At 68.9% G+C, this 16,920-nt stretch carries 16 protein-coding genes; 7 read left to right on the forward strand and 9 right to left on the reverse strand.

Annotated elements, in window-relative coordinates; translation table 11 throughout:
• Positions 1 to 15: 15 nt before the first annotated feature.
• On the forward strand, positions 16 to 672 hold the full coding sequence (locus E3O19_RS02610) for a hypothetical protein (protein WP_134565066.1): 657 nt from the start codon (positions 16 to 18) through the stop codon (positions 670 to 672).
• Between the two features lie 34 nt (positions 673 to 706).
• Here the strand turns inward: E3O19_RS02610 and E3O19_RS02615 are convergent, their stop codons facing one another.
• The gene (locus E3O19_RS02615) at positions 707 to 994 is read right to left on the reverse strand and encodes a helix-turn-helix domain-containing protein (protein WP_134565067.1); all 288 of its coding nucleotides are present in this window, start codon (positions 992 to 994) and stop codon (positions 707 to 709) included.
• Positions 995 to 1,125: 131 nt separating this feature from the next.
• Here E3O19_RS02615 and E3O19_RS02620 point away from each other — a divergent pair, with 131 nt between their 5' ends.
• Together E3O19_RS02620 and E3O19_RS02625 are read left to right on the forward strand one after the other, a co-directional pair.
• Positions 1,126 to 1,758, forward strand: coding sequence for a hypothetical protein (locus E3O19_RS02620; protein WP_134565068.1), 633 nt, complete (start codon positions 1,126 to 1,128; stop codon positions 1,756 to 1,758).
• On the forward strand, positions 1,755 to 3,092 hold the full coding sequence (locus E3O19_RS02625; protein WP_241981149.1) for a CpaE/TadZ family protein: 1,338 nt from the start codon (positions 1,755 to 1,757) through the stop codon (positions 3,090 to 3,092). The genes E3O19_RS02620 and E3O19_RS02625 overlap by 4 nt, the downstream gene beginning before the upstream one ends.
• Before the next feature lie 80 nt (positions 3,093 to 3,172).
• On the opposite strand, the gene E3O19_RS02630 is transcribed toward E3O19_RS02625, so the two are convergent.
• Together E3O19_RS02630 and E3O19_RS02635 are read right to left on the reverse strand one after the other, a co-directional pair.
• Complete coding sequence (locus tag E3O19_RS02630) at positions 3,173 to 4,927, reverse strand: DUF5671 domain-containing protein (protein ID WP_241981150.1); 1,755 nt, start codon at positions 4,925 to 4,927, stop codon at positions 3,173 to 3,175.
• Positions 4,885 to 5,349, reverse strand: a complete 465-nt coding sequence (locus E3O19_RS02635) for an LpqB family beta-propeller domain-containing protein (protein WP_134565069.1) — start codon at positions 5,347 to 5,349, stop codon at positions 4,885 to 4,887. The genes E3O19_RS02630 and E3O19_RS02635 overlap by 43 nt, the downstream gene beginning before the upstream one ends.
• A gap of 99 nt (positions 5,350 to 5,448) precedes the next feature.
• On the opposite strand from E3O19_RS02635, the gene E3O19_RS02640 reads away from it, so the two are divergent.
• Positions 5,449 to 6,942: a sensor histidine kinase gene (locus E3O19_RS02640; protein WP_134565070.1), complete on the forward strand. Its 1,494-nt coding sequence runs from the start codon at positions 5,449 to 5,451 to the stop codon at positions 6,940 to 6,942.
• A 62-nt stretch (positions 6,943 to 7,004) separates the two neighbouring features.
• Here the strand turns inward: E3O19_RS02640 and E3O19_RS02645 are convergent, their stop codons facing one another.
• Positions 7,005 to 7,253, reverse strand: coding sequence for a WhiB family transcriptional regulator (locus tag E3O19_RS02645; RefSeq protein WP_035837005.1), 249 nt, complete (start codon positions 7,251 to 7,253; stop codon positions 7,005 to 7,007).
• Positions 7,254 to 7,437: 184 nt separating this feature from the next.
• Here E3O19_RS02645 and E3O19_RS02650 point away from each other — a divergent pair, with 184 nt between their 5' ends.
• Entirely contained in the window at positions 7,438 to 7,905 is a 468-nt protein-coding gene (locus E3O19_RS02650; protein WP_134565071.1) for a hypothetical protein, read from the forward strand.
• Between the two features lie 176 nt (positions 7,906 to 8,081).
• On the opposite strand, the gene bcp is transcribed toward E3O19_RS02650, so the two are convergent.
• The 3 genes from bcp to aroA are packed head-to-tail and all read right to left on the reverse strand — an operon-like array spanning position 8,082 to position 11,020.
• Positions 8,082 to 8,561, reverse strand: a complete 480-nt coding sequence (gene bcp / locus E3O19_RS02655; protein WP_134565072.1) for a thioredoxin-dependent thiol peroxidase — start codon at positions 8,559 to 8,561, stop codon at positions 8,082 to 8,084.
• A gap of 36 nt (positions 8,562 to 8,597) precedes the next feature.
• Positions 8,598 to 9,650, reverse strand: a complete 1,053-nt coding sequence (gene rsgA / locus E3O19_RS02660; protein WP_134565073.1) for a ribosome small subunit-dependent GTPase A — start codon at positions 9,648 to 9,650, stop codon at positions 8,598 to 8,600.
• Positions 9,647 to 11,020, reverse strand: coding sequence for a 3-phosphoshikimate 1-carboxyvinyltransferase (aroA, locus tag E3O19_RS02665; protein WP_134565074.1), 1,374 nt, complete (start codon positions 11,018 to 11,020; stop codon positions 9,647 to 9,649). The genes rsgA and aroA overlap by 4 nt, the downstream gene beginning before the upstream one ends.
• A gap of 110 nt (positions 11,021 to 11,130) precedes the next feature.
• On the opposite strand from aroA, the gene E3O19_RS02670 reads away from it, so the two are divergent.
• Both E3O19_RS02670 and E3O19_RS02675 read left to right on the forward strand, forming a co-directional pair.
• Positions 11,131 to 11,739 carry a sigma-70 family RNA polymerase sigma factor gene (locus E3O19_RS02670; RefSeq protein WP_241981158.1) on the forward strand — a complete coding sequence of 203 codons (609 nt, stop codon included), beginning with the start codon at positions 11,131 to 11,133 and terminating at the stop codon, positions 11,737 to 11,739.
• Positions 11,736 to 11,978 (forward strand): zf-HC2 domain-containing protein, encoded by a 243-nt coding sequence (locus E3O19_RS02675; protein WP_134565076.1) that lies wholly within the window; start codon positions 11,736 to 11,738, stop codon positions 11,976 to 11,978. The genes E3O19_RS02670 and E3O19_RS02675 overlap by 4 nt, the downstream gene beginning before the upstream one ends.
• 31 nt (positions 11,979 to 12,009) lie before the next feature.
• Here E3O19_RS02675 and E3O19_RS02680 read toward each other — a convergent pair whose 3' ends face one another.
• Both E3O19_RS02680 and E3O19_RS02685 read right to left on the reverse strand, forming a co-directional pair.
• Positions 12,010 to 12,807 carry a VOC family protein gene (locus tag E3O19_RS02680; protein WP_134565077.1) on the reverse strand — a complete coding sequence of 266 codons (798 nt, stop codon included), beginning with the start codon at positions 12,805 to 12,807 and terminating at the stop codon, positions 12,010 to 12,012.
• A gap of 152 nt (positions 12,808 to 12,959) precedes the next feature.
• Positions 12,960 to 16,802, reverse strand: coding sequence for a multifunctional oxoglutarate decarboxylase/oxoglutarate dehydrogenase thiamine pyrophosphate-binding subunit/dihydrolipoyllysine-residue succinyltransferase subunit (locus tag E3O19_RS02685; protein ID WP_174776879.1), 3,843 nt, complete (start codon positions 16,800 to 16,802; stop codon positions 12,960 to 12,962).
• Positions 16,803 to 16,920 lie beyond the last annotated feature (118 nt).

The raw sequence follows: 16,920 nt of genomic DNA on the forward strand, positions 1-16,920 counted from the left end.
GGCTAGCTTCGGGGTGTGCGCTGGGACAACCTGTTCGACGACCTCGAGGGACAGCTCGAACACGAGTTGAACGCCGAGGAGGTCGACCTGCGCGCCGAAGAGGAACGGCTGCGCCTGGGCCGGCTCTCCCTGCGGGACCGGCTGACCAGCCTCGCCGCTGGCCGAGGGGGCGCAGTCCTGGCAACCGGAGCGGCGGGGAACGGCGCTGCCCGGAGCGGAGCTGCGCGGAGCCGCGCCGGCATTCTCCGGATCGCCCTCGTTTCGGGGGAGACCATCACCCTGCGGCCGACGACATTCGGCCGGGACTGGCTGGCCGCCGATCTGTTGGACGCGCCCACCCTGGGTGCGCAGTGCGTGCTTCCGCTCGCTGCGATCGCGGGGGTGATCGTATCGGCTGCCGAGGTTCCCGTGTCCCTGGCGGCGGAACCCGACCGTGCGGCCCGGCTGGTGGATCGGATCGGCCTGTCGTTTGTGCTCCGCGACCTGTGCCGACGCCGGTCGAGCCTCGAAGTGCACACGCGCACGGGTCTGCTCACCGGCACGATCGACCGGGTCGGGCGGGACCACATGGACCTGGCCTTGCACGCAGCGGGAACGCTGCGCCGGGCCGCGGAGGTGCACCAGTACCGGATTGTGCCGCTTGCCGAGATCCAGCTGGTCCGGCTTTCCTAGCCGGACCGGCGTGCCCGGGCGGGCAACGGCAGGGTCAGTTCTCCGGTCTGATGATGCGACCGGCGGAGAGCTCGGGGATGTTGCCGAAGTCCGACTGCTGCCAGAGCGCCATCCGCCTGGCCTCCTCGTACTTGGCTTCGATGAAGGACTCGAGCACAATGCGCTCGACCCGCCAGACCCCGGACGTGCCGAGCCGGATCGCGGGGAGTTCGCCGGTGCGCACCAGGTCGTGCACCTCGGCCGCGGAGAGAGACAGGATCTCCGCGGTGTCGGCGAGGGTGAGGAAACGGCCCACTGCGGGGGAAGGAACGGAATCGTTCATGCACCGATTATCCGCCGTCGGCCCGTGTGGAGCGTGAGCGACGCCCACCTGTGGATAACTCGCCCACGCGCGCGCAGGGACGACCACGATGGATACCGACGAGACATGCTCTCGAGAACGGAGGACCGGTCGTGGGCAAGCCGACGAGCAATTCCCGTCCGGGATTCTGGTTCGACCCGCGCTTCGCGATCGGCCTGGTGCTGGTCCTCGCCGCGGTCATCGGCGTCTACTTCGTCGTCGCGGGCAGCGAGCGGACGACGGCCGTCTATGCCGCTCGGTCCGCGCTGACCGTCGGCGACCATATCGAGGCCGGCGACCTCGGGGTGTCGCACGTGCGCCTCGACGGCGCCGATGGCCTGTACCTGACGCCCAGGCGGCTTCCGGCAGAGGGCCTCATCGTGACGCGCACCGTCGCCGCGGGCGAACTCGTCCCTGCCGCGGCCGTCGGGCGGAATTCCGGGGCGGAGGTGACGAGCGTGGTGGTCGAACTCACCAGTACCCTGGCCGCGGCGATCGGACCGGGCTCGGTAGTGGACGTCTGGTCGGCGCGACAATCCGACCATGCACAATTCGCGCCGCCCGTGGTGCTCGTCGGCCAGGCCGGGGTTGTGCGGATCGTTGAGCCGACCGGCCTCGTGGCGGCGAACGGCCGCAGATCGGTGGAGATCCTGGTGCCCAAGTCCAGGGTCGCGTCGGTGCTCGAGGCCATCGCCAACGATGACGCCATCGCCGTCGTCCCGGTCAACGAGCCGCTCGGGGAATGACAGTGGCCACCCTGGCGCTGGCGCTGCCCCGCCGCACCGAGGATCGGCTGCTGGCCGACATCGTCGAACACGGCCATGCCATCGTGGCGCGCGCTGCCACTGTCCCGGATATCCTCGACGTGATCAGCGAGCACACTCCCGACATTGTGATCGCCGGGGCAGCCCGCGACACGCTGAGCGCCGAGCTGATCGCGGCCTGCGACGCCCGCGGCATCCGGCTGATCGCCCTTGCCGCGACGGATGCCGACCGCCGGCATGCGGTCGGACTCGGCCTGTTCGAGGTCCTCGATGCCTCGGCTGCCTGGTCAGAGATCGAGCCGCTGATCGTGGGCGGAATCGTCATCCCGTCCCGCATCGGGGACCAATCCGCCTCGAACGCGGCGCCCGGCGCCGGCTCCGTTCATGCCGGCTCCGTTCATGCCGGCTCCGTTCATGCCGGCTCCGTTCATGCCGACTCGGTGCGCACAGGCTCGGTGATTGCCGTCTGGGGTCCTGCAGGCTCGCCCGGCCGGACCACCCTGGCAATCAATATCGCGGCGGAGATCGCTGCCGCTGGGCACACGGTCGCGCTCGCGGACATCGACACCTACAGCGGGTCGGTCGCGCCCACCCTGGGCATGCTCGATGAGGCACCCGGCTTCGCTGCGGCGTGCCGACTGGCCGGTTCGGACAGTCTCACCCGCTCGGAACTGGAGCGCATCGCGCAACGGTATGCCTCGCCCTCCGGCGCGTTCTGGGTTCTCACCGGCATCGGCCGGCCGTCGCGCTGGCCGGAACTGTCGAGCGAGCGGGTCACCCGCACCATCGAGGCGCTCCGGCACTGGGTGGACTATGTCGTGCTCGACACGGGCTTCAGCCTGGAAAGCGATGAGGAGATCTCGAGCGACCTGTTCGCGCCGCGGCGCAATGCGGCCACCCTCACCGGGCTGCGGGAGTGCGATCACGTCGTCGCCTGCGGCCTGGCAGACCCGGTGGGGATGGCACGGTTCCTGCGGGCCTGGGTCGACCTTGCCGAGGTGATCACGACCGATCGGGTGAGCGTCGTGATGAACCGGGTTCGTTCCAGCGCGGTCGGCCTCGATCCGCGGGGGCAGGTGGTGCAGGCGCTGCGACGGTTCGGCGGCATCGAATCGGCGGTCCTTGTGCCACAGGACCAGCACGGGGCGGATGCGGCGGTCCTCGCCGGGCGCACCCTGCGCGATGCCGCGCCGAAGTCGCCCGCGCGGGTGCGCATCCGCCGGTTCGTGCGGGCGGAGCTGCTGCCAGTGCCCGACCAGGCTCCCACCCGTCGTCGTGCGCGGGTCTGGTGGCGGAGGGCGGCGACGGCGGGCTGACTCGGCCCGGGCGCGACCACCTCGGCGGGCCACCTCGTCGTCCTGGGCTGCGGGCGGGTCCTGCGCGTCGGACCGCCGCGTCAATCCCGCAGGGCAATCACGTCGATCCGGGAGCCGGGGCCGGCCACGACGAGCACCCGCTTGCCGGTCACGCCCCGGAGCGCGTCGACCAGTTGCTGGGCTGTCGGGCCGGCAGCCGTGCCGGCGGGCTCTGTGGCCGCGGACAGCCAGACCGTGACCGCGGCCCCGGTGGCGTCGTCGACGGCCCGGGTGAGCGGTTCAGGGTCCGCACCCGTGACGAGGATCACCCGTCCGATGGTGTGTTCCCTGCCGGGCGCCGCGGTGAGCACGGACCGGTCGCGCCTCCAGACGGCGAAGTGATAGCCGGCAGCGAGCCCGGTGGCCGCCAGCAGCCCCAGCGGGGCGCGCACCCGATCGAGCAGGCCCTGGCCGGTCACATCGCCGAGCGCGAACTCGAAGATGCGGTAGCCGATGACCAGGAGGGTGACGATCGCCACCACGGCGCTGAGACCGAAGATCAGGACCAGGTAAATGCGACGCCCGGGGGTGCCGACCTGGGCCGGATCGACCGGCCCAGCCGGCTTCCAGGCCACCCACCAGACGGGGCCCCCCACGACGAGGGCGCTGATCCCAGCGACCAGGAGAGCGCGGGTGTCCGACCCGGCGAGCGTCCCCGTGGTGGCGGCGAGGATCGAGTTCACGACCACACCGAGGCCGGAGGCCGCAGCCACGAGGCCGACACCGCTCGTCACCAGACCGGCGGCCGGCCGGGTCTGATCTGACCTGGCCACAGCGAGGCCCCGATGGTACCGCCAGACGAGGGCTCCAACGGCCGCCGCTGCCAGGGCCGTGCCGAGAGGGTCCAGGATCTGGGCGACAGGGGAGGTCCGGTCCAAGGCCAGCTTCAGCATGGTGAACAGGGCAGTGCCGGCCCCACCGAGAGTCAGCACGCTCGCCCCGGCCACTCCGACGACAACCAGCGCCACGTCGGAGAGGCCGCCGCGGAGGGTCCGGGCGCGGCCCGCGAACCAATGCCACCACCAGATGGCGCTCCCGCCGACGCACCAGACGATCGCCTGGAGAGTGAAGCGCCACCACGGTTCGCCGACGACGACGCTCGGCGCGAAACCATCGATGGCGGTGTCGGCCAGGGAACCGATCGCCGTGACGAGCCCGCCCACCCCGACCACGAGACCGAACACCGAGCCGAGCACGGGCGCCACGGTGACGAGCCGGCTCGGACTCTTCTGGTCGTGCCGGGACATCCACCGGTGCCAGACCCAGACTCCGGCCCAGACGACGCCGGTCGCGAGGTTTCGGGGCTGCCAGTCGGTGCGGACGAGGGCGGCCGCGCAGGTCAACAGTGTTGCGGATGCGCTCACCAGGGCGACCGTGGACATTCCGGCCAGGTAGAGGCCCCAGGCGAGCGAGGACCGCTCGTCCTGGCCCATCCTCCGCCAGAGCAGCCACCAGAGCACTGCAGCGAACGGGCCGGCGATGAGCGTGAACGCAAGCGACCGGGCCAAGCCGGTGATGTCGCTGGATGCCAGCGCGTTTCCCGCGTCGAGCAGTCGGCCGAGCAGCCCGCTCAGCCCGATGGCGGTGATGACGACCAGGGCGAACAGGAGCGTGAACACGATGATCCGGCGCACTGTGGGCTGGGCCCTGGCCGGGCTGTCACTCGGACCGGCCGCCCTGCGGACCGCAATCACGATGCCCGCCATCCCGCCGCCGATGACGAGGATCGCGACCAGGAATACCAGGCCGACCATCATGACGTCGCCGTCGGATTCGGGCAGATCGAGAGCTGCCATGGTGCGCCGTCGATGCGCCACCGGCCGTCCACCCTGACCAGGTCGAAGACATCCTCGTTCTCGTATTCGCTCGCCCCGAACGGGCCGTTGTCGGTGGAGGTGACGATGGAGACCGTGACGGCGGCCGAATTCTCCCGAACGGTGGTCGACGCCAGGGAGAGCCGGATGCCGTCCAGAGGGCCCGGGTCGACCTTGTCGCACGTGTCGAGTCTGCCCGCGATGAGGTACCCGGCGGCCGTCTGCTCGTCGCCGGCGAGGACGGCCGCGGAGTAGAGCTGAACCACGCCCGCGGGCGTGCCTGGGTCAAGCGGTGCCGGTTCCCCCCGGGTGAACACGACGGCGAGGGCCACGATGACGAGGGCGGCGATGACGCCCAGGATGAGAATTAGGGATCGATCGGGCTTTCTCTGTGTTGCGCTCATGTGCACAGCATGGTCCAATCGCCCTTCCGACACCATCGTTCGGCTGCGCCGCCCGAGTCGGTGAGTGCGGCAGGCAGCGGGGGACCTAGGCTATTGACCGTGTCAACGCTCAGTGATCTCGTACTTGCCCAGGGCCGCAGTAGTGCCGAAGATGTGGACTGGCTCCACATGCTCGTCGCGGACGCTCAACTCCTCGCCGACCTCGCCTTCGCCGACATCGTCGTGTGGGTGCCCAGCAACGCCGGCAGCTTCGTCGCGGTCGCGCACGCCCGCCCGTCGAGCGCCGCCACTCTGTTCTACCGCGACTTCGTGGGCCAGGGGATCAAGGGTGAATGGCGCCAGCAGGTCACCGAGGCCTTCGACACGGCGAAGATCGTCGATACGACTGCCCCTGACTGGTACGAAGAAACCCCCACCCGGGTGCGGGCCATCCCCGTGATGCGGCGACTCAGTTCGACCGGCGCGAAGATCGCGTCCGCCCCGGTCGCCGTGCTCACCCGGCACACCAACCTGAGCGAGGCGCGCACGCCCAGTCGCCAGGAGCTCACCTTCAACGATTGCGCAAACGACCTCTTCGCGATGATCGCGTCGGGCGACTTCCCCGACCTGGGCGCCCCGACGGGGCCGCGACGCGGCGCCCCACGCGCCTCGGACGGCCTGATCCGGCTCGACGTGGACGGCGTGACCACGTTCGCGAGCCCCAACGCGCTGTCGGCCTTCAATCGGATGGGTTTCATCGATGAGCTTGAGGGCGAATCGCTCGCCGAAGTGACCACGAGCCTGCTCACCGGAGCAATGGTCGTCGACGAGTCACTGCCGCTGGTGGTGACGGGACGGGCCCCGTGGCGCACAGACGTGGAGGCGCGGGGCGTGACGGTCTCCCTGCGGGCCATCCCCATCCGCAACCGTGGCGAACGGATCGGCGCGATTGTGCTCTGCCGGGACGTCACCGAGCTCAGGCACCAGGAACGTGAACTGATCACGAAGGATGCCACCATCCGGGAGATCCACCACCGGGTGAAGAACAACCTGCAGACCGTCGCGTCGCTGTTGCGGATCCAGGCGAGACGCACGCACTCGGACACGGCCCGGGAAGCACTCAACCAGGCGATGCGCCGGGTCGCCGCCATCGCCGTCGTCCACGACACGCTGTCGGAGGGACTCAACCAGCAGGTCGACTTCGACGTCGTCTTCGACCGGGTGCTGTTGCTGATCGCGGAGGTCGCGTCCGCTCACAACACCACGGCGCATCCGAAGTCCTCCGGTAGCTTCGGGATCCTCCCCAGCGCCTTCGCCACCCCGCTCGCGCTCGCGCTGACCGAACTCGTCACGAATGCGGTCGAACACGGCCTCGCCGGGCGTGAAGGGGAGGTGTCGATCGAGGCGGAGCGCGACGAAGAGACGCTCACCGTGCGGGTGCGGGACAACGGCTCCGGCCTGCCGGAGGGCAAGGTCGGCTCGGGCCTCGGCACTCAGATCGTGCGCACGCTGATCCAGGGTGAACTGAGCGGGAGCATCGACTGGCACACCATGATGGGCAGCGGCACCGAGGTGACCATCGAGATCCCCCTGCGCTATATGCGCGAGGCCTGACAACGACGCTGGGCGTCGTAGTCAGGCCTCGCGCAAGCCGGCAGCCCGAAGGCTGGTGCCACTTAGGAGGCGCGGCGGGCCCGCGCGGCGCGGCGCTTGAGGGCGCGGCGTTCGTCTTCGCTGAGCCCACCCCAGACGCCCGAGTCCTGGCCGGTCTCGAGCGCGTACTGCAGGCATACTTCGGTCACATTGCACCGGGCGCACACGGACTTCGCCTTCTCGATCTGGTCCACAGCAGGTCCAGTGTTGCCAACCGGAAAGAAGAGTTCCGGGTCGGCGGTGAGGCAGGCAGCTTTGTCGCGCCAGTCCATAGGGGTGCTCCTTGATTGCGGGGATGCCTGGCCGATTGGCCGAAGATGATTAGGCTGCCGGTTGCAGGAAGATTGATGGCTCTGCAGATTGAGACCTGCTCACGTCCCTGTGAGCGTCAACCGGGCCTTAAATATGGTCGCATAATGGTGGAGTCAAATCAATAGTTTTGTATGGGATATCTCTGTGAATGAACGCCCTGACCGCCATTCGGACGGTAAAAGCGCCCCCGGAGCGCCATTTCGGCCGCGCGCGCTATTTCTCCTCGCCACCCTGCTCTGGGCGGAGGCTGCCCTGCTCTGGGTCGCAGCCGTCTGGCTCGTGCTCGAGTTGATCACGGCGACTCCCACGTCCCTGGCGAGCGCACTCGCGATCCTGGTGCTCGTGCTGATCGCCGCGGCCTGGGTCACCGCCATCGCGATCAATTCGCTGCGCCGGCGCACCTGGATCCGCGGCGCAGCGCTCACCTGGCAGCTCGTGCAGATCGCCGTCGCCGTGGGCTCCTTCCAGGGGCTCTATGCCAGGGCCGACCTCGGCTGGGCGCTGCTGCTGCCGTCACTGGCCGTGCTGGCACTGTTGTTCATTCCGCGGGTGATCGCCGCGACGACGTCTGCGCCCTCCGGGGGCGACGCGCTAGCCGACCAGCGCGAATAACCGCCTGGGCCCCCAGCACGCCCTGGTCCGGCGGTGTGCGGCACGGGGCGCGCGGAACGCCCACGTGGTCCTTTGGCGCCTGCCGGGGCCGCAGAGGGCGACGAGGCGCCGCGCGGCAGGGGTCCCGCGCGGCAGGGGTCCCGGAGGGGTTCGGGCCGCCGGCCCCGGTCCCGGACTCAGACGCCCTGACCGAGTTTCTTCCGCAGGCCGGCCACGTGCCCGATCGCTTTCACGTTGTAGAGGGCCAGCATGATCAGCCCGGCTTCGTCGATCACAAAGGTGGACCGCAACACCCCGGTGACGGTCTTGCCGTAAAGGCTCTTCTCGCCCCAGGCGCCGTAGGCGTTGTGGGCGGCAAGGTCGGTGTCGCTGAGCAGCGGAAAAGTCAGCCGGTCGTTCTCCTGGAAGGATTTCAGCTTGGCCGGGGAGTCCTTGGACACCCCGAGAACCCGGTACCCGTCCGACGCGAGCGAGCCGAGATTGTCCCGGAAGTCGCAGGCCTCCTTCGTGCAGCCGGGGGTCATCGCGGCCGGGTAGAAGTAGAGCACAACCTTTGAGCCGGCGAAATCGGCCAGGGAGACGGGTTCACCGTCCTGGTCCGTCAGGGTGAAACTGGGAGCCGTGTCGCCGGCCGAGAGGCGCGTGGAGTCCGTCATGTCTTCCACGCTACCGGCTCGGAACGGCCTGGACGCTCAACGGGCGGGGGCCGCGGCGAACGTTGCCAGCAGGCGCTGCAGCGAATCCAGACGGGCCTTTCCGGTTTCGCCGAGCTTGCCGGCCGCCACCGCCTCGTTGATCGCGCAATCCGGAGAGTTGGGCAGGTGGGTGCAGCCTCGCGGGCACTTCTCGGCGATGGCGGCAAGGTCGGTGAACGCCTTGAGGATGTTGTCGGTGTTGATGTGGCCGAGGCCGAAGGACCGCACTCCGGGAGTGTCGATCACCCAGCCGCGCCCGGCATCCGTTTCGAGGCGCAGCGAGATCGTCGACGATGAGGTGTGCCGGCCACGGCCGGTGACCGTGTTGACGACGCCGACGGCGCGGTGTGCGTCGGGCACGAGGGCGTTGACGAGGGTGGACTTGCCCACGCCGGAGTGGCCGACGAAGACGGTGTCGTGCCCGACCAGGGCGGCTGAGATCTCGGCCAGCGGCATCGCGTCGTCGCGGCTCTCGAAGACGGGCAGGTCGAGGCCGGCGAAGTTGCTCAGGAAGACGGCCGGGTCGGCGAGGTCGGTCTTGGTGATGCACAGGATCGGGGATACCCCCGCGTCGTAGGCGGCGACCAGGTAACGGTCGACGAGACGGATGCGCGGCTCGGGATTCGCCGCGGCAACCACGATGAGCATCTGGTCGGCGTTGGCGACGATGACGCGTTCGACGGCATCCGTGTCGTCCGCGCTGCGCCGGAGCAGGGTGACGCGTGGAACGATCCGCACGATGCGGGCCAGGCTTCCCTCCGCCCCGGTCGTGTCGCCGACGATGTCGACCCGGTCGCCGGTGACGACCGCATGTTTGCGTAGTTCGCTCGCCCTGGCCGCGGTGACTCGGCGTTCGGCAGGGAGCCCCTCGTCGAGCATGACGGTGTACCGCCCGCGGTCCACGGAGAGGATACGGCCGGTCAGCGCGTTCTCATGTTCCGGCCGGGTCTTGGTGCGGGGTTTGTTTCCCTTGCGGTTCGGGCGCACCCGCACGCTGGACTCGTCGAACTCAGGTTCGTCGTCGTCATCGGCGCTCGCCCACCAGGTCATGTCGGTACGACCGGTGTGGTCCCGGGTGCGACGAGGGTGTGCCACAGGTCGACGAACTGGGGGAGGGTCTTCGCGGTGGTGCCGATGTTCTCGATCTCCACGCCGGGAACGACGAGGCCGATCAGGGCGCCGGCGGTCGCCATCCGGTGGTCGTCGTAGCTGCGCCAGTGACCGCCGTGCAGCGGGCGGGGCTCGATCCGCAGGCCGTCGGGGAGCTCGGTGACGGCGCCGCCGAGACCGTTGATCTCGGCGGCCAGGGCGGCGAGCCGGTCGGTCTCATGGTGGCGGATGTGCCCGATCCCGGTGATGGTGCTCGGCGAATCGGCGAGGGCGGCAAGGGCGACGAGCGCCGGGGCGAGTTCCCCGCCGGTGGACAGGTCAAGGTCGACCCCGGGGCGCCGTCCGCCCGCCGACACGGTCAGCCGGTCGCCGACCAGGCTGACCCGCGCGCCGAACCGGGGGAGCAACGTGGCGAGGTCCGCGCCGACCTGGGTCGTGGCCGACGGCCAGCCGGTGATCGTGACGGTGCCGCCGGCCACCAGCGCCGCGGCCAGGAACGGTGCCGCGTTGGACAGGTCCGGTTCGATGTCGACCTCGGTGCCGGAGATCGGGCCAGGCTCGACGACCCATTCCCCGACCGACGGGCTCTGCACGACGACTCCGCGTCGGGCGAGGGTGGCGATGGTCATCTCGATGTGAGGGAGGCTCGGCAGGCGCTCGCCGGAGTGACGGAGGTGGAGGCCGTGCCGGAACCGGGCACCGGCCAGCAGGAGGCCGGACACGAACTGGCTGGAGCTGGACGCGTCGATGGTGACGTCGCCGCCGGCCAGGGTGCCCGTGCCGTGCACGGTGAACGGCAGGGCGCCGCGGCCGTCGTCGTTGATGTCGGCGCCGAGCGCGCGCAGGGAGCTGATTGTGGTCGCCATGGGCCGGCGGCGGGCGGCGGCATCGCCGTCGAAGGTGGTGGGCCCGAGCGCGAGCGCGGCCACCGGCGGCAGGAACCGCATCACGGTTCCGGCCAGGCCGCAGTCGATCGTGGTGGAGCCGACGAGTTCCGCCGGGGTGACCCTGAGGTCAGGGCCGAACTCGCCGTCTCCGGGGACGGCGTCGATCGTGGTTCCGAGCTGGCGGAGGGCGGCGACCATCAGGTCGCTGTCCCTGGAGTGCAGCGGGGAGCGAAGAAGGGACGGCCCCGTGGCAAGGGCTGCGAGCAGCAATTCGCGGTTGGTGAGGGATTTCGAGCCCGGCAGGGACACGACGGCGTCAAGCGGGCCGCCGGCTGTTGGCGCGGGCCACCACTCATTCGTCTCCTCCGGCGACGTGTCGCCGTAGGGATCGAACTCAGGCTTGGAATATCTCGAGATCAACATCGGTTATCAGAATAGTCGGTGACGAATGGATGAGGGAGGTAAGGATGGCGCTGTCCACGGTGTTGGAGCGACCGAACGTGATCGATGCTGACGGCCTAGAATCGTCGGTGATGACAACTGATGCGATCGACCTGCGCGACCTGTTCGAAGAGCAGGCGCTGCCCTTTATCGACCAGCTCTACGCGGCGGCCATGCGGATGACACGCAATCCCTCCGACGCCCAGGATCTGGTCCAGGAAACTTTCGTGAAGGCGTTTGCCGCCTTCACGCAGTTCGAGCAGGGCACCAACCTCAAGGCCTGGCTGTACCGGATCCTCACCAATACCTTCATCAACACGTATCGCAAGAAGCAACGTGAGCCGTACCAGGGCACCATCGACGACCTCGAGGATTGGCAGCTCGGCGGGGCGGAATCGACCACTGCCGTGGCGAGCCGGTCGGCAGAGGCAGAGGCAATCGACCACCTGCCCGACAGTGCGGTCAAGGACGCCTTGCAGTCGATTCCTGAGGACTTCCGGCTCGCCGTCTACTTCGCCGACGTTGAAGGCTTTTCCTACCAGGAGATCGCCGAAATCATGAAAACACCCATTGGCACTGTGATGAGCCGCCTGCATCGTGGCCGGCGGCTCCTTCGCGACCTGTTGTCCGGTTACGCCCTCGAGCGTGGGCTCGGCACGGCAGCGACAGGCCACACTCAAACCGGGAGCACATCAGCATGACCGACTGTGGATGCGAGAAGGCCAAGGCCGAACTCGAGGAATACTTGCATAACGAACTCCGCGGGGAGGACGCCACAGACATTCAGGAGCACCTCGAGCACTGCGGCGACTGCAGCGATGAGCATCTCGTCGGGCGCACCCTGACGGAGGCGGTGCAGCGCGCCTGCCGGGAGACCGCTCCGGAGGACCTGCGTGACCAGGTGCTGTTGAAGCTGCGCACGATCCAGTCGGCGCACTGAACACCCGGCGCACCGAGCCCCCGGCCGCAGGTCAGGTCGCGGCGGACTGGTCCGTGGCCTGATCCACGGAGCCGAGCACGAACATTGCCCCGGTCCGGTCGGAGACCCGCGCAAACGTGCCGAACTCCGATTCCCACGGTTCGTGCAGCACGGTGCCGCCAAGCTGAGTGACCAAGTCGGCCGCGGACCGCACGTCGCGCACGCCGAGGTAGAGCTGCCAGTGTGAGGGAACCCCAACCGGAAGATGCGCCGACGCGTCGAAGATTCCGGCGACCATAGCCCCCTCCGCGCCGATCGTGCTGTACCGGAACTCGTCCGTGTCGCTGAGCACGACGGGCTTCCAGCCGAACACCGTCTCGTAGAACGCGACCGCAGCCCGGTAGTCCAGGGTGTTCAGCTCGTGCCATACCGGGGTGCCGGCCTCGCCGATCAGGCCGAATCCGGCGAAGTCGAGCGGCTGCCAGAGGCCGACCGGCGCCCCGGACGGGTCCATCAGGATGGACATGCGGCCCATCGAGCCGATCGTCAGCGGTGCGGAGAGCACCTGGCCACCCGCGGACCGCGCGGCCTCCGTCGTGGCGTCCACGTCTTCGACGGCGAGGTAGATCGACCAGGCGTCGGGGGTCTGGGAGCCGGGCATCTGCACGGCCATACCGGCGACATCGGCGTCACCGCGCCGGAACGTGACGTACTCGCTGCCCGCCAGGTCGGACCGCACCGCGGACCAGCCGAATAGTCGGCCGTAGAACTCGCGGGCCCCATCGGGGTCGGATGTCACAAGGTCGGCCCAGCACGGTTCGCCGAATCGGGTTGCATCGCGTGCGGGCATGGCGGCGGGCTCCTGTCGACGGGGGTCATCCCAGCCTAGGACGGTCGCCCGGCACCGGCAACGGGTCGTGAGGCGACGCTTCCGAGCAGGACGCGGGACGCAAGGAAGGCCCGCAACGAATGATGCGGGCCTTCCTGCGTGCCGGTTCCTGGCTAGACGGTGAGCGCCCTGCTGATCAGGTCCGCCTGCTCGGCGGCGTGGCGCTTGGCTGACCCGGCGGCGGGCGACGCCGACGCCGCACGCGAGAACAGCGTCACCGGGCGCGGGCCCAGCTTGTTCGTCTCCAGGTAGAAGAACGGCCAGGCGCCCTGGTTCTCCGGTTCGTCCTGCACCCAGCCGAGTTCGGCATTCGGGTACTGGTCGGCAACCTGCCTGAGCTCGCCCTTGGGCAGCGGGTAGTACTGCTCCATCCGGACCAGTGCGATCTCAGGGTTCGGGTTCTTCTCCAGTTCGCTGAGTAGGTCGTAGTAGAGCTTGCCGGCCATGAACAGCACCCGCTTGACCCTGGACCGGTCGGTGATCCGGGCGTCGTCGATGACCGGTTCGAACCGGCCGGAGGTGAAGTCGGCGACGCTGCTGGTCGCTCCCCGCAGGCGCAGCATCGACTTGGGCGTGAAGACGACCAGTGGACGGCGCGGCCGCATGTAGGCCTGGCGGCGGAGCAGGTGGAAGTATGAGGCCGGCGTCGACGGGCGGGCGACGGTCATGTTGTTTTCCGCGCAGAGCTGCAGGTAGCGTTCGATCCGGGCGGACGAGTGGTCAGGGCCCTGGCCCTCGTAGCCGTGCGGCAGCAACAGCACGACGGATGAGCGTTGGCCCCACTTCTGCTCCGCGGAGGACACGAACTCGTCGATCACGGTCTGCGCGCCGTTGGCGAAGTCCCCGAACTGGGCTTCCCAGAGCACGAGGGCGTCGGCGCGTTCCACCGAGTAGCCGTACTCGAAGCCCATGGCCGCGTATTCGCTGAGCAGCGAGTCGTAGATCCAGAACCGGGCCTGGTCCTCGCTCAGGTTCGCCAGCGGCAGCCATTCCTGGCCGTTGATCCGGTCGTGCAGCACCGCATGGCGCTGCACGAACGTGCCGCGGCGGGCATCCTGGCCGGCGAAGCGCACCGGGGTGCGCTCGAGCAGCAGGGAGCCGAGGGCGAGCAACTCGCCAAAGCTCCAATCGATGTTGCCGTTGCGGCTCATGTCGAGGCGCTTCTGCATCAGCTGCTGCAGCTTGTTGTGCACCGTGAAGCCGGCCGGCTTGTTCATGAACGCGTCGCCGATGAGGTGGACGACGGCCTCGGGGACGCCCGTCGTGGCCGGTTCGCCGACCGAGTCGTCCTGGGCCTGGTTCTCGCCGAGCCCGCGCGAGCCGGAGCCGCCGACGATCGGGATCGATGAGGACTGTGCGGCGTGTGTCTCCATGAACGCGCGTTCCAGCCGGTCCTGGAAGTCGCCGTGAGCGGCCTCGTATTCCGCCTGGGTGATGTCGCCACGGCCGACAAGAGCCTCCGTGTACAGCTTCCGGACCGAGCGCTTCGCCTCGATCAGGTTGTACATCAGCGGCTGCGTCATCGAGGGGTCATCGCCCTCGTTGTGGCCGCGCCTGCGGTAGCAGACGAGGTCGATGACGACGTCGCGCTTGAACTCCTGGCGGTACGCGAACGCCAGTTCGGCGACCCGCACCACGGCCTCCGGATCGTCCCCGTTGACGTGGAAGATCGGGGCCTGGATGGTCTTGGCGACGTCCGTCGAATAGACCGACGTGCGTCCGTCTCCCGGCAGGGTCGTGAAGCCGACCTGGTTGTTGACGACGAGGTGGATGGTGCCGCCGGTGCGGAACCCACGCAGCTGGGACATCTGCAGGGTTTCGAGCACGATGCCCTGGCCGGCCATCGCGGCGTCGCCGTGGACGAGCACGGGCAGGGTGGAGAAGGTACCGATCGGCTTGCGGTCCTGCTTGGCCCGCACGATGCCTTCGAGCACGCCGTCGACGGCCTCCAGGTGCGAGGGGTTCGCGGCCAGGTAGACCGGCATTTCCGTGCCGTCGGTGGCGCGGAAGGTACCCTCGGTGCCCAGGTGGTACTTGACGTCGCCGGAGCCCTGCACGGTGCGGGGGTCCTGGGTGCCTTCGAACTCGCGGAAGATCTGACCGTAGGTCTTGCCGGCGATGTTGGTGAGCACGTTCAGGCGACCGCGGTGGGCCATGCCGATCGCGACCTCGTCGAGCCCGGCATCCGCCGCGCCCTGCAGGATCGCGTCGAGCAGCGCGATGGTGCACTCGCCGCCCTCGAGGCTGAACCGTTTCTGGCCGACGTACTTGGTCTGCAGGAAGGTCTCGAAGGCCTCAGCCTCGTTGAGCTTACCGAGGATGCGCATCTGCTCGTCATGGGTGGGCTTGACGTAGGTCTTCTCGATCTTCTCCTGCACCCACTTGCGCTGGGCCGGGTCCTGGATGTGCATGTACTCGATGCCCGTGGTGCGGCAGTAGGAGTCGCGGAGCACGCCGAGGATGTCGCGGAGCAGCATCAGGCGCTTGCTGCCGAATCCGCCGGTGACGAACTCTCGATCGAGGTCCCAGAAGGTCAGCCCGTGGTTGGAGATGTCCAGGTCGGGGTGGGTGCGCTGGGTGTACTCGAGCGGGTCGATGTCGGCCATCAGGTGGCCCCGGACTCGGTAGGCGTTGATCAGTTCCTGAACGCGTGCGGTCTTGTCGACGGCGCTGGCCAGGTCGACGCTGATGTCCGGCGCCCAGTGGATCGGGTCGTAGGGGATGCGGAGGGCGGAGAAGATGTCCTCGTAGAAGTTGTGTCCGCCGATCAGCAGCTCGTGCACGATCTTCAGGAACTCGCCGGAGCCTGCACCCTGGATGACCCGGTGGTCGTAGGTGCTGGTGAGGGTGATCGTCTTCGAGATGGCCAGTCCGGTCAGCGTCTTGACGCTCGCGCCCTGGAACTCGGCCGGATAGTCGAGCGCGCCGGCGCCGATGATGCAGCCCTGGCCCTTCATCAGCCGCGGTACGGAGTGCACTGTGCCGATGCCGCCCGGGTTGGTGAGGGACACCGTGGCCCCGGAGAAGTCGTCGGCGGTGAGCTTGCCGGTGCGGGCGCGGGTGACGAGGTCTTCGTAGGCGGAGAGGTACTCGCCGAACGTCATAGTGTCGGCCCGCTTGATCGCGGGGACCATCAGTGACCGGGTGCCATCCGGCTTGGGCAGGTCGATCGCGATGCCGAGTCCGACATGCGCGGGGGCGATGACCGACGGCTTGGCGTCGATCTCGTTGTAGTACACGTTCTGGCTCGGGAACATCCCCAGCGCCTTGATCAGGGCCCAGCCGATCAGGTGTGTGAATGAGACCTTGCCACCGCGGGACCGGCGCATGTGGTTGTTCATCACGATGCGGTTGTCGATGAGCAGTTTGGCGGGGATGGTGCGCACGCTCGTGGCGGTCGGCACGGTCAGGCTCATCGCCATGTTGGCGGCGAGGCTCTTCGACATTCCGCGCAGGGGGGTGACGACGTCCTGCGCCTCGGCGGTCTGCTCCGTGGTCGCGACCGGCTGCGGCGTCGTGATGGGGGCGTCGGCAGGCACGGGGACCGGCTTGGGCCCGACCCCGGTGGTGCGGGCGGTGCGCTGGCCGCCGATGATCGGGATCGGGGCCGTGATCGGGGCCGGCTCGGCTGCGACGGGAGCGGCGACGGGAGCGGCGACGGGAGCGGCGGCGGGAGCGGCGGCGGGAGCTTCGGCGGCTGCAGCCGCCGCTTCGGCGGGGGCGGCTTCGGTGGCCGTCACCTCGACATTCGGTGCTGCTGCCCCAGTCGTCGCCCCGGCGACCGCCTGGCCGCTCGCGGTCTGGTGGTAGCTCTCGAGGACGGGCCACCAGGACTCGTCTACCTGGTTCTTGTCGACGAGGTACCGTTCGTACAGCTCGTCGACGAGCCACTCGTTCGCTCCGAATTCACCCGACGTGGTCTCGTCGGATCCACTACCGGTCAACTGGCTTGACACAGCCGGTTCCCACTCTCTGCGTTGATTCTGAATGTCCAGGCGATGAAAAATCGCCGGTTCGGTCTGCCCGTCCAGCCTAATCCCCCCGAGCATGGCTGCGGGTATCCGCGTGGGGGGC

The organism is Cryobacterium algoritolerans (assembly GCF_004402785.1).
GTDB lineage: Bacteria > Actinomycetota > Actinomycetes > Actinomycetales > Microbacteriaceae > Cryobacterium > Cryobacterium algoritolerans.

Excerpts from the sequence above, each read along its gene's own strand:
- E3O19_RS02675 (WP_134565076.1), top strand. The coding sequence starts at position 11,736 with ATGACCGACTGTGGATGCGAGAAGGCCAAGGCCGAACTCGAGGAATAC.
- E3O19_RS02645 (WP_035837005.1), bottom strand. The coding sequence starts at position 7,253 with ATGGACTGGCGCGACAAAGCTGCCTGCCTCACCGCCGACCCGGAACTC.
- E3O19_RS02625 (WP_241981149.1), top strand. The coding sequence starts at position 1,755 with ATGACAGTGGCCACCCTGGCGCTGGCGCTGCCCCGCCGCACCGAGGAT.
- rsgA (WP_134565073.1), bottom strand. The coding sequence starts at position 9,650 with ATGACCTGGTGGGCGAGCGCCGATGACGACGACGAACCTGAGTTCGAC.
- E3O19_RS02615 (WP_134565067.1), bottom strand. The coding sequence starts at position 994 with ATGAACGATTCCGTTCCTTCCCCCGCAGTGGGCCGTTTCCTCACCCTC.
- E3O19_RS02680 (WP_134565077.1), bottom strand. The coding sequence starts at position 12,807 with ATGCCCGCACGCGATGCAACCCGATTCGGCGAACCGTGCTGGGCCGAC.
- E3O19_RS02670 (WP_241981158.1), top strand. The coding sequence starts at position 11,131 with ATGACAACTGATGCGATCGACCTGCGCGACCTGTTCGAAGAGCAGGCG.
- bcp (WP_134565072.1), bottom strand. The coding sequence starts at position 8,561 with ATGACGGACTCCACGCGCCTCTCGGCCGGCGACACGGCTCCCAGTTTC.
- aroA (WP_134565074.1), bottom strand. The coding sequence starts at position 11,020 with ATGTTGATCTCGAGATATTCCAAGCCTGAGTTCGATCCCTACGGCGAC.
- E3O19_RS02630 (WP_241981150.1), bottom strand. The coding sequence starts at position 4,927 with ATGGCAGCTCTCGATCTGCCCGAATCCGACGGCGACGTCATGATGGTC.
- E3O19_RS02635 (WP_134565069.1), bottom strand. The coding sequence starts at position 5,349 with ATGAGCGCAACACAGAGAAAGCCCGATCGATCCCTAATTCTCATCCTG.